A 14,858-nucleotide genomic window follows, 5' to 3' on the forward strand; every position below is an offset into this window, starting at 1 on the left:
CCACTGCAAGCTAAGCTAAGACGCATTTAAAGCGCTTATTCTTAAGATTAGCCGAATCTCCCCCAATCCCTTTACTGTTGCCTCTTGCAAGAGTGCCTCTTGCCTCGTCTCAACAAGCAATTTAAATGCGCGGGCAGCTTATTATCAGCCGGATTTTACAATTGTCCCCAGAAGAATTTACTCCTTTACTCCTACAGTGTTCCAAGCAGGAACTCTTAAAGCGATTTCCCCCAGAAAAGTCGCGAGGAAATTGAAGCTATCACCCCCCTTATCAAGGGGGGAAGGGGGGATCGGCACCCCCCTTATCAAAGGTAGGGTTAATTCATGAATTAACCCTACTATAACCCACTAGGGAAGGGAGGGAGACCCTCCCTTTCTCGTTCCAGGGTAGAACCCTGGAACGAAAAAAGACCATCCTGAAAAAGGATGGCCTTTTATAATAGTCAACTCGGATTCGTCTGCTTACTGGAAATTAAGCGACGATAGTAAAGTTGCCGCCACTTAAACCCCCCGCCAAAGTGAGCGCATTCGTACTTTCCGCAATAAGAATAGAACCAGCCCCGAAGTTACCATCAGCATCGTAGAACAACTTGTTGATAGTTGTGTCGTAACCAAAGCGCACATTGCTCAAGTTAGCACCAGCAAGGTTTCCTGTGTTATCCACGAGGATTGTATTAGCACTGTTAGTTGCACCCGCTACAGCACTAACCGTCAAGGTGGCTCCCACTGCCGGAGCGCCGGCAAAGGCGGCATTACTTAGGGCGAATATATCGTTATTATTTGCTTCTGTCTTGAAGTCCTTGACCGTCACGGCACTGGTGGCGATGGCTTTATTCAAGACGAACTGGTCATTACCACCGTTACCAGTTAGTTGATCAGTACCACCGCCACCAGTAAGGGTGTCGTTCTTTTCACCGCCTTTCAGGACATCGGCTAATGCACCACCAGTAATCTTGAAGGAACCATTGGTTTCAAGGGTACCATTAAAGGTTAAGGTTTTGGTGGTGAAGGAAGAAGCATCAACAGTTAAAGTTGCACCACTTGCCACAAGCGTGTCCTTAGTGTCGATTGTGGTGTTAGCGGCGGTGTCTTCTTTAAAGATAATCGTCTCAACGTTGGTAACACCATTAAGAGCAGCAGCAGTGGCTCCAACTTTAACAGTTAAGGTGTCACTGCCCTCGTTTCCATTGAGGTTAACACCATTAATCTGATCTACTTCTGCCGTCAAGGTGAAGGTGTCATCGCTTTTGCCGCCGACAATCTGTTTTATATCACTGTTTTTGCCCAGATTCAGGGTCAGTTTCCCAGTAAAGTCAGTGGCATCCAGTCGATTAGTCCCGTCAAATACATCGATCTTGCCGTCAATGGTTAGGTTCTTGTCCCCAGTAATGACGAAGTTGCTCTGGGTTTGATTGAGTTGAAGGGTATTCAGGGTTGTATCAGCGTTAGACAGGACACTGTCAGCTTTAACGACTAGGTTGACCTTGCTTTTATCATTTAAGTTGGCCGCGATCGAGGCACCGGCAGTTGTCCCGTTCAGGTTAACGGTGAGATCCTTGCCAAGTACACCGACACCCTCTTGTAGGGTGAGATTGCTGGCGTAACCAGCCACAAGATCAATGGCGTAGTTGTTAGCATCCTTGATTATTAAATCACCTTTGACCACCTGTACTTGTTTGGCTTTGCTAATGCCTGCCAGTGCGACGGAAGCATTAGCAGCACCAGAGAATTGGATGGTCTCGATGTTTTCGATGGCTGGCTTGACATCCAGAACAATCTGGGCGGTCAGCACGTCGTTGTCACTGGTGCTAGGGTCTTGAATGAAACTACCTTCCAAGAATGTCAAAGCACTAACCTTATCATTGGCTGTACTGAGAAACTTACCTTCGGGAGCGACTTTGCTGTTAGCGGCAGCTGTCAGTACGGCTCCATTATCTAGCAAGGTGAAGGTAGTGCCTGTGCCACCACCGATAATGTCAATGATCGCCTGATTGATGGCTGCTTCAGCATCGGCAACGCTCTCGTCGGTGAAAGTCACCGTGTCGATGATTTGCGATGAGGTGGCAAATAGGGAAGGGGTGAAAGGAATGCTCGCATTAACAGCTTCTTGGGTAAATTGCAGAGCTATGTCAGCACGATTCTGAAGGGTGGTGAAGTCGGTTCCTTGCGCTCCTTGGGCCACTGCGAGGACAAATTCCGCCACTGCTTCGGGAGAGCTATCCTGTTCAAGAACTCCTAACCAGAACTCTAGTCCTGCCTCATCGGCATCACGACCAAAGGCGTTCTGATAAATTTCATTAATAAATGCTGCTGGGTCGCCTAGGGTGGGGGCCGCCAAGAAGGGGTAAAGGGCTTTAGCCTCTGGGGAGGCACCGAACTGGGCTGCTATCTCCTCTATGGTTACATCTTGGCTCTGCCAAAAGGTAAGACCTGCGGGATCAGGGGAACGGTTGAAGTAGATGACGTACAAGCCGACGATGGAATTTTGATCTACAGTCATAATTTATTTTTCACTCCTCGAACAAAGTAAAAAGCTGTTCACACATGGCACATATACTAGCATAGATGACCTCAATTATCAAGCTATGGCAAAATTTTTTTTTGTGGGAGTAGTTTCAGTCAAGGTCTTCTACCGTCGGTAATCATCCCTGAAAACTGACCCCCGACCAGATTGAGTGGATTCTTTAAGACTTAACTTTAATATCCCCAACCCTCAGAGTACACCCTAATTCACCTTGATTTGGCCATTCGGTTACAATATTTAAACTGTCTTAGTTTATCCACATATACCCATAGGTTAGGCCGACTTCCTCGGTCAATTTTGCTGGGGCAATTTGTCCAACCCTAGCAATCTTATCGTCACTGCTGCTGGAATTTGGCCGAGATTTTTCCGTGCTGCTAATCTATCTGTGTTAGGGGGAGCGGAAACAAATCTAAAAATGTCTAGTCTGGAGTCTATCGAACTCTTTTCTGATTCTGAAGGTTTAATTTTTTGGTTCTAAAACCTGACGGGCTATTGTCGAGAGAGGAGAAAACTTGCCGCTCTGTCACCACAGGGCAGCAAACGTCCTGTTCGGGGAAACTTTATCAGAAAAAAACGGTCTTAACAGCGATGCCATCCCAGCCTGATGGTACAGGAACCTGTAAGATGGGATTGGTAGCCACTAAGCTAAGACGCATTTAAAGCGCTTATTCTTAAGATTAGCCGAATCTCCCCCAATCCCTTTACTGTTGCCTCTTGCCTCTTGCCTCTTGCCTCGTCTCAACAAGCAATTTAAATGCTTAACAGCTTATGACTATCGAAACTTACTATCCCCATCTAAATGTCAAGCATTTGCTTGATAAAATTCGCCAAGAAGCCCTGCGTCAAAATCTGCACCTTGGGGTTCCCTCAGCACCATTACCACCACCACCGGCAGCGACAAGGGAATTAGTCCTGAAGGGGGATTTTGATCGGGAAGCAATTAATAATCAAATCGATTATATAGAGGGATTTATCAAAACAGCCGAGTCAAGAGCGGCAGTGCGTAACCAACTGCCAGAGAAATTTGGACGTTTCCCCTGGTTATTATTTAAACCCTTGCAAGCTCTGGCTTTAAAGATTCTCAATACCATATTTCGCGATCAAAGGGAAGTGAACTTCAATCTGGCCAGTGCCTTGCGAGAATGCCTACAATTAAATCGACAGTTATTATCAGAGGTGGAAAGTTTGCGATCGCAATCCCAGCGAGATTTAGAGAATTTAATGGCGGTTAGTCAGAGTTTATCTGGTTACAGCCAAGCGGTGGAGAAAAATCTGGTCAATAATACCCAAAATCTACAGGAAAAACTGCATAATCTTGACCAAAAATGGCAGGAGCGGCAGCAGCAAAATCAAGATGAACTCCAAGGAGAAATCCAGGAACTTGAGCGAGAGATGCAAAGCCAAATCGAGCAACTGGCTCAAAAGGGGGATAGGATCGCTAATCAAATTCAAGAGGGGCTGCAAAGCCAAATCGAGCAACTAGATCAAAAGCGCGATCGGATCGCTAATCAAATTCAAGAGGGACTGCAAAGCCAAATCCACCACCTCGATCGAGAATTGGATCAGAAGACCGAGCAATTGCAGGAGTATCTAGAAAGCCAAATTAAAGATAGTAATGAGAAGAATTTTCAAAATAGCCATTATTTAAAGATAGATTTACTCCAACAAAAGCGATTAATTAATAAGTTTTTAGAAGCGACAGCAGGATCGGAAGGTGGCTCTTCGAGTGAACCAGCGCAAATTTTTGCTGGAGAGTTAGATCATTCTCTAGATGCTTTTTACTTCGCTTTTGAGGAGCATTTTCGCGGCAGTCGCGAGGAAATTAATAGGAGATTAGAAGTATATCTTCCCCGACTCAGAGAAGCACAAATTGCTCCGGGAGACTCGCTGATTTTAGATTTAGGTTGTGGTCGGGGAGAGTGGTTAGAGCTTTTGCGAGATAATGGTTACAGAGCCAGAGGTATCGATCTAAACCGAGTCGTCATTGAACAATGTCAAAGTCGAGGATTAGAGGTTTTAGAAGGGGATGTTATCGCTTATTTGCAATCAATGCCAGATGACAGCGTGGCGGTAATCACGGGATTTCATATTATTGAACATCTACCCTTTGAAATATTAGTTAAGCTATTAAATGAAGCATTTCGAGTGCTGCGTCATCGAGGTTTGGTTATCTTTGAGACTCCCAATCCTGCTAATGTTTTAGTGGGCAGTTGTAATTTTTACTTCGATCCAACCCACCGCAATCCTCTACCCAGTTTAATGACTCAATTCCTAGTGCAATACTGCGGTTTTGCTGAGGTAGAAATTCTGAATTTAAACCCTTCTGATGGATTCAAAGCTGATGAAGGAAATGAATTAGATGAGTTATCTAAACAGTTTAATCAGTATTTTTATGGTCCAATGGATTATGCTGTTATTGGTTATAAACTATAATTAATCACGAGTAAGTATTCATGAGAGTTATTATTACAACAACACAGGTTCCTTTTGTCTATGGCGGTGCGGAAATTCACGCTCAGGAATTATGTAAGGCTTTAGAATTGGCAGGCCATGAAGCGGAAATAGTCGCTATTCCCTTTCAAACCTATCCCCTAGAAAGAATTTTAGACACAATGTTAGTCTGTCGCTTATTAGATTTGACTAGCGCCAATGGCAGAAATATTGATCGATTAATTGGCTTAAAATTCCCAGCTTATTTAATTCCTCATCCCCGAAAAGTTCTCTGGATTCTGCATCAACACCGACAAGCGTATGAACTATGGGGTAATCCCTATGGCGGTTTAGATTTAAGTGCCAATGGCTTACAAATTCGTGAAAATATTATCCGGGCAGATAATAATGTTTTTGCTGAAACTCATAACATATTTAGCAATTCTAAAAATGTGGCAAGAAGGCTAAAAACCTATAATAATGTTGATTCGATACCCCTTTATCATCCTCCCCAGAATGCTGATTTTTTTCAATGTCAACCAGAAGAAGGTTATCTATTCTTCCCTAGTCGGATCAATCCCTTGAAACGTCAAGAGTTAATCCTTGAGGCTTTAGCCTTGACTAAAAACCCTGTCAAAGTGATTTTTGCTGGTCAACCAGAAGGAGATTTTGGTGACATTCTAGAGGAAAAAGTTAAGCAGTTGGATATTGCTGAAAAAGTGGTATTTTTAGGGAGAATTAGTAACGAGGAAAAACTCGATTATTATGCCAGATCCCTAGCAGTGCTTTATCCTCCCTTTGAGGAAGATTACGGTTACGTTACCCTAGAAGGAATGTTAGCTTCTAAACCAGTGATTACCTGCCAAGATTCGGGAGGACCCCTAGAATTTATTCGTCATCGCGAAACCGGTTTAATTGTGGAACCTAAGGCAATGGCCATAGCAGAGGCCATGGACGAAATGTGGGAAAATCGGGATTGGGCGGCAAAATTAGGTAAATCTGCCAGTGAATACTACAAAAGTCTTGATATTACTTGGTCAAACGTTATCAAAAAACTACTCGCATGAAAATTAATTGGTTTTCTCCTTTACCTCCCGCTAAAACTGGTATCGCTGATTACATGACTTGTATCTTGCCAGCTTTGATTAAAAATTGTCAGTTAGAACTATGGACTAATCAAAAAATTTACGATCGAGAACTAAAGAACTATGTCAAAGTTAATTCTTACCATAGAGATAACATAATCTGGTCAAAAATTAACCAAGCAGACATAAATGTTTATCATATTGGTAATAACCCAGATTTTCATGAGGATATCTGGAGAATTAGTTGTCAATGCCCCGGTATAGTTGTCCTTCATGATTTAAAGCTACAGGATTTTTTTAGTGAAATTGCTAGAATCAATAATGATCGAGATATCTATCTTAATCAAATGCTCTATTACTATGGAATGGAAGGAAAAATAGCCGCAGAAATGTGGTGGAATCGAGAAGTATCTATGCAATTTATGGCCGATAATTATCCCCTGACACCTTTAGCTTTAAAAAATGCTATTGGGGTGATTACTCACAGTCAGGAAGGTTATCGTAAGTTTCAGCAAGAAAATGCGCTTCTTACTGCTTATTTTCCCCTACCCTATCCTAGATGCGATTTGTCATCAAATTACGAATTGCAGAAAAATCGGGATTTTTATCAATTAATTGTTTTTGGCCATATTGGAAAAAATAGATGTGTTGATATGATCCTGGATGCTTTAGCTAGTTTTTCCCAAAAACAAGCTTTTCGGTTAGACATTTATGGAGAAGTATGGGATAGTAATTATCTCGTTCAAAAAATTAATAGCTTAAATTTAAATAATTTAGTAACCTTGCATGGTTTTGTCACGGAAGCCAAATTAGAAACCGCCTTAGCTGATGCAGATTTAGCAATCAATTTACGTTATCCTACTATGGGAGAAGCATCCGTCAGTCAGCTGCAGATTTGGAGCCATGGTTTGCCAAGTTTAGTGACTAAAATAGGTTGGTATAGTGAGTTGCCGGAAAATACCGTAGGTTATGTGACTGTTGGCAACGAAATCGCCGATTTACACCAACATTTCTCTCAATTTCTTCATGATACGCAATTATATCAGACCATTGGTAAAAATGGTCAAACTTGGCTAGAAAATAATCACTCTCCCGAATCCTACGCTAAAGCCTTGGTGGATTTCGCTCGGGAAGCCTGTCAACAAAGATATCGTTATGCGGCCAATTATTTTATCGAAAAAGTAGGCAAAGAAATTAGTTATTGGAATGATGACAAAATCTCGGATTTAGAGCTAAAATCCCTAGCGGAAACCATTCATTTTCTAACCAGCTAAAGTGTTTCCCCATCGGGAATTATCATCTTGCCTTGGCAGACTAGAACTGATGCACCACCCACAGAAACTTCCGTAATTTCACGGTTGTTTTTCTGAAACTTTAATTGTATAATGCTGGGTCTGTCCATTTCCACCCCTTGGATTATCGTCCATTGATTCATCCCTTCCCTAGAAGATTCTAAGGCTCCTAGGTAGCCCGCTAAAGCGGCCACAGCCGAACCGGTGGCGGGATCTTCCATAACTCCCAAACCGGGGGCAAACATTCGGCCATAAATACGAGATTGGGGTGATTCTGGGTCAAAACAGCAGACAAAAAGGGAATTAGCGGGGGATTGTCCCAATAATGATGACCAGAGACTTAGATTTAGTTTTATTTTCCCTAAAATATCGCGGTTTCTAACGGGGATGAATAAAAAAGGAAGACCACAGGAAAAGGCGCGAGGGGGATAACCGGGTAAGAAATCGGCAACGCTTAGGGAAAGAATCGCCGCTAAATCATCGAGAGCATAATTATCCGCCACTAATTCTGGCAATTGTGCCACTTTTAACTCACTATAGACGGGTTTTTCCCCCTCCATGAGAATTTTTACCGGTACTAAACCGACTCCTTCCTCCAGATAAATCGTGGTTTCTTGGTGGGGGGGAATAGCACCGATTAGGGCTAAAATATAGGCTGTGCCGACGGTAGGATGCCCTGCAAAGGGTAATTCGGTACTGGGGGTGAAAATCCGGACTTTTTTAGTGCCTTGGGGTGTTTCTGGCGGAAAAACAAAGACTGTCTCTGAGAAGTTAAATTCGGCGGCGATTTTTTGCATCTGGGTGCGGGTTAATCCAGACGCTTCCGGAAAAACCGCCAGGGGATTACCGCCAAAAATGCGATCGCTAAAAACATCGGCGGTATAGTAGGAATAGGTAGGCACGCGGGGGATAGGGCAACAGTTATCGGAGAATTTTTTCATCTTACACCTATTTTCACCCGTGACCGCCCCCGGTTGTCTGTCTAGGGATAGATACTCCTTGTCAGTCCTGTTAGTCTCTGTTTATTAAGAAATAATTAAAATACAGAGTTTTTCCTAAAGATAAGGTATGTCTTGATAGGGCATCGTCTCGGAGTCTCCTCATAACTGCTATAGGCTCTACTACTTAGGGTTTGCTGAAAAAGCTTTTCCTGGGGGCAGGGTGTGGCCCCCCAATCCCCCCGACATCGGGGGGGTTGGGTGTGGGGTGTGGGGTTTTATCGATTTTCAGGTGGTCAACTACCTAATTTTCAGGGAAAAAGTCCTGGAATTTTCCCCCCGATCCCCGCAATGGCTGGCACTTTTTGAGGGGAAAAAAGTCCAAAAGTCTTATCCAACAAGGTTTTTAGATTTATTCAGCAGACCCTACTTATTCGGTTCTAATCTGGCTAATAAACTGACTAACTTATCTCTGACGGAATTGTGAGTGTATTCGTCTTCAGGGTGAGGTTTTTGATTGGGTTGTTGAAAATAGGGACGTTCTCCGTATAATTGTCCCCATTTCACATCGACTCGGTGTACTAATTCATAGAGTAATTCTTGATTGTCTAAAATTTCTTCTAGGATTAACTGTAAAGCTTGAACGGGATTATCTAAATTTTGACTGACTTTTGTTAATTCTTCATCGACGATAAGCTGTAAAATTATCTGCAAAGCTCCCGAAGAATCCCCTAAATTAGCGGCAATAAACTGTTTAATTTCAGTCTTTACCTGCACTAATTTGGGGACAGGAGATTCCCCTTTGAGGAAATCGGCCCCCTCTTGAGCGATAAAATCTGCTAGGGTAAACTCGCGCCTTTCGATGATATCTTGGGAAAAATCCGGTTCTTCAGGGGTCATAAACTAAAAAGATTAGCGATAATAGACTCTAGGACTTATTGTGACATTTTTAGGAATATCTATGGGCATCGATCGCAGAGAGTTTCAGCAGCGTCGTCAGCAAGTAATGGAAAAAATCGGCCATGGAACCGCAATTTTTCGCAGTGCGCCCATGGCGGTCATGCACAATGACGTAGAATACACCTATCGTCAGGATAGTGACTTTTTTTACCTGACAGGATTTAATGAACCGGAGGCGGTGGCGGTTTTAGCACCCCATCACCCCGAACATCAGTTTATCCTGTTCGTGCAGCCAAAAGACCCGGAAAAAGAAACCTGGACCGGCTATCTCCACGGGGTGGAAGGAGCAAAGGAGATTTTTGGTGCTGATGAGGCCTATTCTATCGAAGAATTGGAGGAAAAATTACCCCAATATCTCGAAAAAGCCGACCGAATTTATTATCATCTCGGACGGGACAAAACTTTTAATACAAATGTTCTAAAGCACTGGCAAAAATTAATCGCCACTTTTCCCCGTCGCGGCACTGGACCGACTGCTTTAGAGGATACTAATTTTATTCTCCATCCTTTGCGCTTACTGAAAACCGAGGCCGAATTGGACAATATTCGCCAAGCAACTGCTATTTCAGCACAGGCACATAATCGGGCCAGAGAATTTACCAAAGTTGGTCACTACGAGTATCAAATTCAAGCGGAAATCGAGCATACTTTTCGCCTAGAAGGGGGTATGGGTCCAGCTTATCCTTCTATTGTTGCTAGTGGTGCTAATGCCTGTATTCTGCACTATATCAACAATGATCGCCAAGTACAAGAAAATGAGCTTTTATTAATTGATGCCGGTTGTGCCTACAATTACTATAACGGTGATATTACCCGCACTTTTCCCGTTAATGGTAAATTTACCCCCGAACAAAAAATTATCTATGAAATTGTTCTGGAAGCTCAATTAAAGGCGATTGAAGTGGTGAAAGCAGGTAATCCTTATAATCTTTTTCATGACACAGCCGTGAGAACAATTGTGGAGGGATTAGTGGATTTAGGGCTATTGGTCGGCGATATTGATGAGATAATTAAAGAGGAAAAATATAAGCCTTTTTATATGCACAGAACCGGCCATTGGTTAGGATTAGATGTCCATGATGCGGGAGGTTATAAAGTTAACGAAGAAACTTGGCAAACTTTGCAGCCTGGTCATGTTTTAACCGTGGAACCGGGGATTTATATCTCCCCCGATATTAAACCTGCTGAAGGACAGCCAGAAGTGCCAGAAAAATGGCGAGGTATCGGTATCCGTATCGAAGATGATGTGTTAGTTACTGCCACAGGAAATGAGGTTTTAACTGCAACGGTTCCCAAAAAAGTTGAGGATATCGAATCTAAGTAAAAAGCTAGGTGTTAAAAATTGTCAGTTCCCCCCTAACCCTAGGGTTGATTAATAGTAGGGTTGATTAATAGTAGGGTTGATTAATAGTAGGGTTGATTCATGAATCAACCCTACCCCCCTTAAGGAGATTCAGTTAAGTTTTTTCTAGAGATTATTATGGTTGTCACCAAAGAAAAAGTATATACCTTTGCGGAATATTTAAATTATCGGGACTGCACGGATAATAAATACGAATTATTTAACGGAGAATTAATTACCATGCCTCCTGCTAGTGGCTTTCATGCTTTGATACTTAGATATATATTTAAGGTGTTAGAAAGGGAAATAGAGAGGCTACAATTAGACTGGCAAGTTATGCCCGCTACGGTGGGAATTCGCACCGATAAAGCTAAATCGAGAATCCCAGACTTAATGATTTTAACTGCTGAACAATGTCAAGACATTAGAAATATGACCACAGCAGTGATTGAATTTCCTCCCCTCTTAGTTGTAGAAATTGTTAGCCCGGGTAATGCCGATGATGACTACCGTTATAAGCGTTCAGAATACGCGGTGAGAGGCATTCCTGAATACTGGATTATCGATCCTATTGCCCTAAAAATATCGGTTTTAACCCTGATTTCGGGATTTTATGAACTGGCAGAATTTAATCAGGAAGATAGGATAATATCGGTGACATTTCCCGATTTACAATTAACTCCTCAAATGGTTTTTGAATAGTAAAATCCCGGCTGGAGACTTTTATGATTGCTACCCAACAAAAAATATATACCTTTACAGAATATTTAAATTATCAGGACTCCACAGATAATAAGTACGAATTATTTAACGGAGAATTAATTTCCATGCCTCCCGCTAGTGGCTTTCATGCTTTAATTCTTGCCTGTCTTTATGATTATTTAATGGCAGAAATTAAAAGATTAAATCTAACTTGGAAAGTCATGCCCGCTACTGTAGGAATTCGCACCGATAAAGCTAAATCGAGAATCCCAGACTTAATGATTTTAACTGCTGAACAATGTCAAGAGATTAGAAATATGACCACAGCAGTGATTGAATTTCCTCCCCTCTTAGTTGTAGAAATTGTTAGCCCCGGTAATGCCGATGATGACTACCGTTATAAGCGTTCAGAATACGCAGTGAGAGGCATTCCTGAATACTGGATTATCGATCCTATTGCTGTAAAAATATCGGTTTTAACCCTGATTTCGGGATTTTATGAACTGGCAGAATTTAACAACGAAGATAGAATAATATCGGTAACATTTCCCGATTTAAAATTAACTCCTCAAATGGTCTTTGCACAGTAGCATTATTAACGATTATGACTATCCCCTTAGAAATCCAACAACGCTGCCAACAATTAAAAACAGAACTACAAAGGGCCAGTTATGCTTATTATGTTCTTGATGATCCTTTTATACCCGATAGCGTTTATGATCAACTTTATCGGGAATTAGAAGACATAGAAAAGCGTTATCCCCAATTAATCACCCCCGATAGTCCCACCCAAAGAGTCGGGGATAAAATCTCTAGTCAATTCGTTTCTGTCCGTCATAATATTCCCCTGTATAGTCTCGAAAATGCCTTTAACCTCGAAGAATTAAATAAATGGGGCAACCGTTGGCAAAGATATGTAAATGAAACCCAAGACACGGAATATGTGTGTGAATTAAAAATCGATGGTTCTGCGTTAGCTTTAACCTACGAAAATGGCTTTTTCGTCAGAGGTGTTACTAGAGGAGATGGAGTCACTGGCGAAGATATTACCCCCAATGTGCGGACAATTCGCTCTATTCCTTTACGCTTAAATATAGATAATCCCCCGGCAATTGTGGAAGTGCGCGGCGAAGCTTTTTTACCCCTCGATACCTTCGATAAAATCAATCAAGAAAGAGAAGAAAAAGGGGAATCTCTCTTTGCTAATCCCCGCAATGCGGCAGCGGGAACCCTACGACAATTAGATCCGAAAATAGTTGATAAAAGACGCTTACAATTTTTTGCCTATACCCTGCATTTAGACGATAACCATATCACTACTCAATGGCAATCCTTAGATAGATTAGAAACCATGGGATTTCTGGTTAATCCCCACCGTCAACTCTGTCCATCCCTGCAAGAAGTGGCGCAATACTATCAAGATTGGCAAGAAAAACGTCATCAATTAGCCTACATGACCGATGGTGTCGTAGTCAAAATCAACGATTTACAGCGACAAAATCGGTTAGGATTCACCCAAAAATTCCCCAGGTGGGCCATCGCTTTAAAATATCCAGCCGAAGAAGTCCCCACGGTAGTTAAAGATATTATCGTCAATGTGGGACGCACCGGCGCAGTCACACCCATGGCGGTGATGGAACCGGTACAGGTAGCAGGGACCACCGTACAAAGGGCTACTTTACATAATAGCGATCGAGTGGCCGAATTAGATATCCGCGTCGGTGACACGGTAATTATCCGCAAAGCGGGGGAAATTATCCCGGAAGTGGTGAGAATCCTGCCAGAATTGCGTCCTAGCCAGACTTTCCCCTTCCAGATGCCCACTAATTGCCCTGAATGTCAATCTCCCCTAGTCCGTCCGGTGGGGGAAGCGGTGACGCGCTGTGTCAATAGTTCCTGTCCGGCGATTTTGCGGGGAAGTGTAGTACATTGGGCCAGTCGCGATGCTCTCGATATCCGGGGATTAGGGGAAAAAGTGGTAATTTTGCTGATTGAACAGGGATTAGTTACCGCCATTTCTGACCTCTACAGCCTCGAAAAAACGGAAATTGCCAAATTAGACCGAATGGGCGAGAAATCAGCCTTAAATTTGATTACAGCTATTGCTCAGAGCAAAAATCAAAGCTGGTCGAGGGTACTTTATGGGCTAGGGATTCGCTATGTGGGCAGTGTTAACGCCAAAATTCTCGCGGAAAGTTTTCGGACTGTGGAGGAGTTAGCTAACGCCAGCGTGACTAATTTAGCCTCTATCTATGGTATCGGTGAAGAAATCGCTCAATCGGTCTATGATTGGTTTAAAATCGCCGCTAATCGGGATTTAGTCGCTAAATTACAGGCTGCTGGTTTACAATTTGCCGCAGCAGCAAAAACCACCACCACAAAAGCGACTTTAGCAGGGAAAACCTTTGTCATTACTGGCACTTTACCAACTCTCAAACGGGAGGAAGCGAAAGAATTAATCGAAAAAGCCGGGGGGAAAGTGACGGGTTCTGTCAGCAAAAAAACTGATTATTTAGTGCTAGGAGAAGCGGCGGGTTCTAAGCTAGAAAAAGCCCTAGAATTGGGCATTACTCAGCTAACCGAAGCACAATTACTCGAATTAATCGAGGATTAAATATAATTATTTGACGTTAAAAAGACTTGTTCTGAGAAAATATTACAGAAGCAAAGTTAAATAATTTTACATACCATTTAGAGGCAAATGTAATTGTTTATATTCTATAGAGGAGTTAATCTTATGAGAGCTTTTATCTCGTGGTATAGTTAATGTATTATATCTTCCCTTTTCTAGCAATCGAGTAAAAGTAAGCCAAGAAATCACCCTAGAACGATAATCTCTAAGGGTTTTATCTTTGGGTCGTTTACCAGAAGTAGAAGTACAGATACTAGCAATAATTTCTTCTACTCGCCAGGGGGTTATTGACTTATGAATTTCTAATTCTTTATAGATTTCTTGTATAAGAATATGTTTTTTGAGGGCGAATGATAAATATTGAGAAATATCATCTTCTCCTTTACCTATAAGCTCTCTTGCCGCTAAGATTTTTTTCTCATGATTGATGAATATCATGTCAAAATTTTCCAAATCCCAAATAAGACTATTAATTGTTGTGTCTCTTCGTTCTAATTTTTGCTTAAGTTCTTTTTTGGTTATACCTTTGTAGCCACTTGTTTGAATTATTTTTAATGCTTCGATTACTGTAGTAATTGAATTTCGTACCATATAAGTTGATAAGGAAGGTTTATCTACTAGAAATTCTAAACTTAGAGATAAAGTTAGCTGTTCGTATTTGGGTTTGTAATTATTATGCTCTTGTTTTAGTAAAAGGTTCCATTCATAACGAGTAATAAAGTTTTTTACCGACCAAAGAGATAAATTTTGTTTAGTAAAGACATATTTTTGGGGAGATTGAGTAATAATTGCATCAACTGGTATGGCCAAACCCTCAAGGGGTGACAGAAAGGTTAAAGAGCTTGCTTGATAAGGCTCATAGCCGTTAACCCTTTGGAGAAATAAGGGTTTTTCTGGGGTTTGAGGCGTATCAAAGAAAGGGCAAGTTCCGAAAAAATATCCATCGACTCAAC

Annotated in this window: 13 protein-coding genes; 9 read left to right on the plus strand and 4 right to left on the minus strand. The window is 42.0% G+C overall.

What is annotated here, in order from left to right:
• Window positions 1–472: 472 nt before the first annotated feature.
• A complete protein-coding gene (locus O9334_RS14285) occupies window positions 473–2,500 on the minus strand; it encodes a DUF4214 domain-containing protein (RefSeq protein WP_190381769.1) in 2,028 nt (675 codons plus the stop codon).
• Between the two features lie 492 nt (window positions 2,501–2,992).
• Between O9334_RS14285 and O9334_RS14290 the strand changes: the two genes are divergently transcribed.
• The 4 genes from O9334_RS14290 (at window position 2,993) to O9334_RS14305 (ending at window position 7,313) form a co-directional block, all read left to right on the plus strand.
• On the plus strand, window positions 2,993–3,184 hold the full coding sequence (locus tag O9334_RS14290) for a hypothetical protein (RefSeq protein ID WP_288000724.1): 192 nt from the start codon (window positions 2,993–2,995) through the stop codon (window positions 3,182–3,184).
• A 108-nt stretch (window positions 3,185–3,292) separates the two neighbouring features.
• Window positions 3,293–4,957 carry a methyltransferase domain-containing protein gene (locus tag O9334_RS14295; RefSeq protein ID WP_288000726.1) on the plus strand — a complete coding sequence of 555 codons (1,665 nt, stop codon included), beginning with the start codon at window positions 3,293–3,295 and terminating at the stop codon, window positions 4,955–4,957.
• Between the two features lie 20 nt (window positions 4,958–4,977).
• On the plus strand, window positions 4,978–6,021 hold the full coding sequence (locus tag O9334_RS14300; protein WP_190380200.1) for a glycosyltransferase family 4 protein: 1,044 nt from the start codon (window positions 4,978–4,980) through the stop codon (window positions 6,019–6,021).
• Window positions 6,018–7,313 (plus strand): glycosyltransferase, encoded by a 1,296-nt coding sequence (locus O9334_RS14305; protein ID WP_190380201.1) that lies wholly within the window; start codon window positions 6,018–6,020, stop codon window positions 7,311–7,313. Before O9334_RS14300 ends, O9334_RS14305 begins: the two co-directional genes overlap by 4 nt.
• Here O9334_RS14305 and O9334_RS14310 read toward each other — a convergent pair.
• Complete coding sequence (locus O9334_RS14310) at window positions 7,310–8,233, minus strand: PhzF family phenazine biosynthesis protein (RefSeq protein WP_190380208.1); 924 nt, start codon at window positions 8,231–8,233, stop codon at window positions 7,310–7,312. The two genes, O9334_RS14305 and O9334_RS14310, sit on opposite strands and share 4 nt — an antisense overlap.
• Window positions 8,234–8,516: 283 nt before the next feature.
• On the opposite strand from O9334_RS14310, the gene O9334_RS14315 reads away from it, so the two are divergent.
• Entirely contained in the window at window positions 8,517–8,756 is a 240-nt protein-coding gene (locus tag O9334_RS14315; RefSeq protein ID WP_288000735.1) for a hypothetical protein, read from the plus strand.
• Here the strand turns inward: O9334_RS14315 and O9334_RS14320 are convergent.
• Window positions 8,696–9,169 carry a hypothetical protein gene (locus O9334_RS14320; protein WP_045358069.1) on the minus strand — a complete coding sequence of 158 codons (474 nt, stop codon included), beginning with the start codon at window positions 9,167–9,169 and terminating at the stop codon, window positions 8,696–8,698. The two genes, O9334_RS14315 and O9334_RS14320, sit on opposite strands and share 61 nt — an antisense overlap.
• Before the next feature lie 61 nt (window positions 9,170–9,230).
• Between O9334_RS14320 and O9334_RS14325 the strand changes: the two genes are divergently transcribed.
• The 4 genes from O9334_RS14325 (at window position 9,231) to ligA (ending at window position 13,887) form a co-directional block, all read left to right on the plus strand.
• A complete protein-coding gene (locus tag O9334_RS14325) occupies window positions 9,231–10,553 on the plus strand; it encodes an aminopeptidase P N-terminal domain-containing protein (RefSeq protein WP_190380202.1) in 1,323 nt (440 codons plus the stop codon).
• Between the two features lie 156 nt (window positions 10,554–10,709).
• Window positions 10,710–11,273, plus strand: coding sequence for a Uma2 family endonuclease (locus O9334_RS14330; protein WP_045358075.1), 564 nt, complete (start codon window positions 10,710–10,712; stop codon window positions 11,271–11,273).
• Between the two features lie 23 nt (window positions 11,274–11,296).
• Window positions 11,297–11,863 carry a Uma2 family endonuclease gene (locus tag O9334_RS14335; RefSeq protein WP_045358078.1) on the plus strand — a complete coding sequence of 189 codons (567 nt, stop codon included), beginning with the start codon at window positions 11,297–11,299 and terminating at the stop codon, window positions 11,861–11,863.
• Window positions 11,864–11,877: 14 nt separating this feature from the next.
• Complete coding sequence (gene ligA, locus O9334_RS14340; protein WP_045358079.1) at window positions 11,878–13,887, plus strand: NAD-dependent DNA ligase LigA; 2,010 nt, start codon at window positions 11,878–11,880, stop codon at window positions 13,885–13,887.
• 66 nt (window positions 13,888–13,953) lie between these two features.
• On the opposite strand, the gene O9334_RS14345 is transcribed toward ligA, so the two are convergent.
• On the minus strand, window positions 13,954–14,715 hold the full coding sequence (locus O9334_RS14345) for a hypothetical protein (RefSeq protein WP_288000732.1): 762 nt from the start codon (window positions 14,713–14,715) through the stop codon (window positions 13,954–13,956).
• Window positions 14,716–14,858: the final 143 nt, after the last annotated feature.

Source organism: Microcystis sp. LE19-8.1F (assembly GCF_027531715.1).
Taxonomy (GTDB): domain Bacteria; phylum Cyanobacteriota; class Cyanobacteriia; order Cyanobacteriales; family Microcystaceae; genus Microcystis; species Microcystis wesenbergii_A.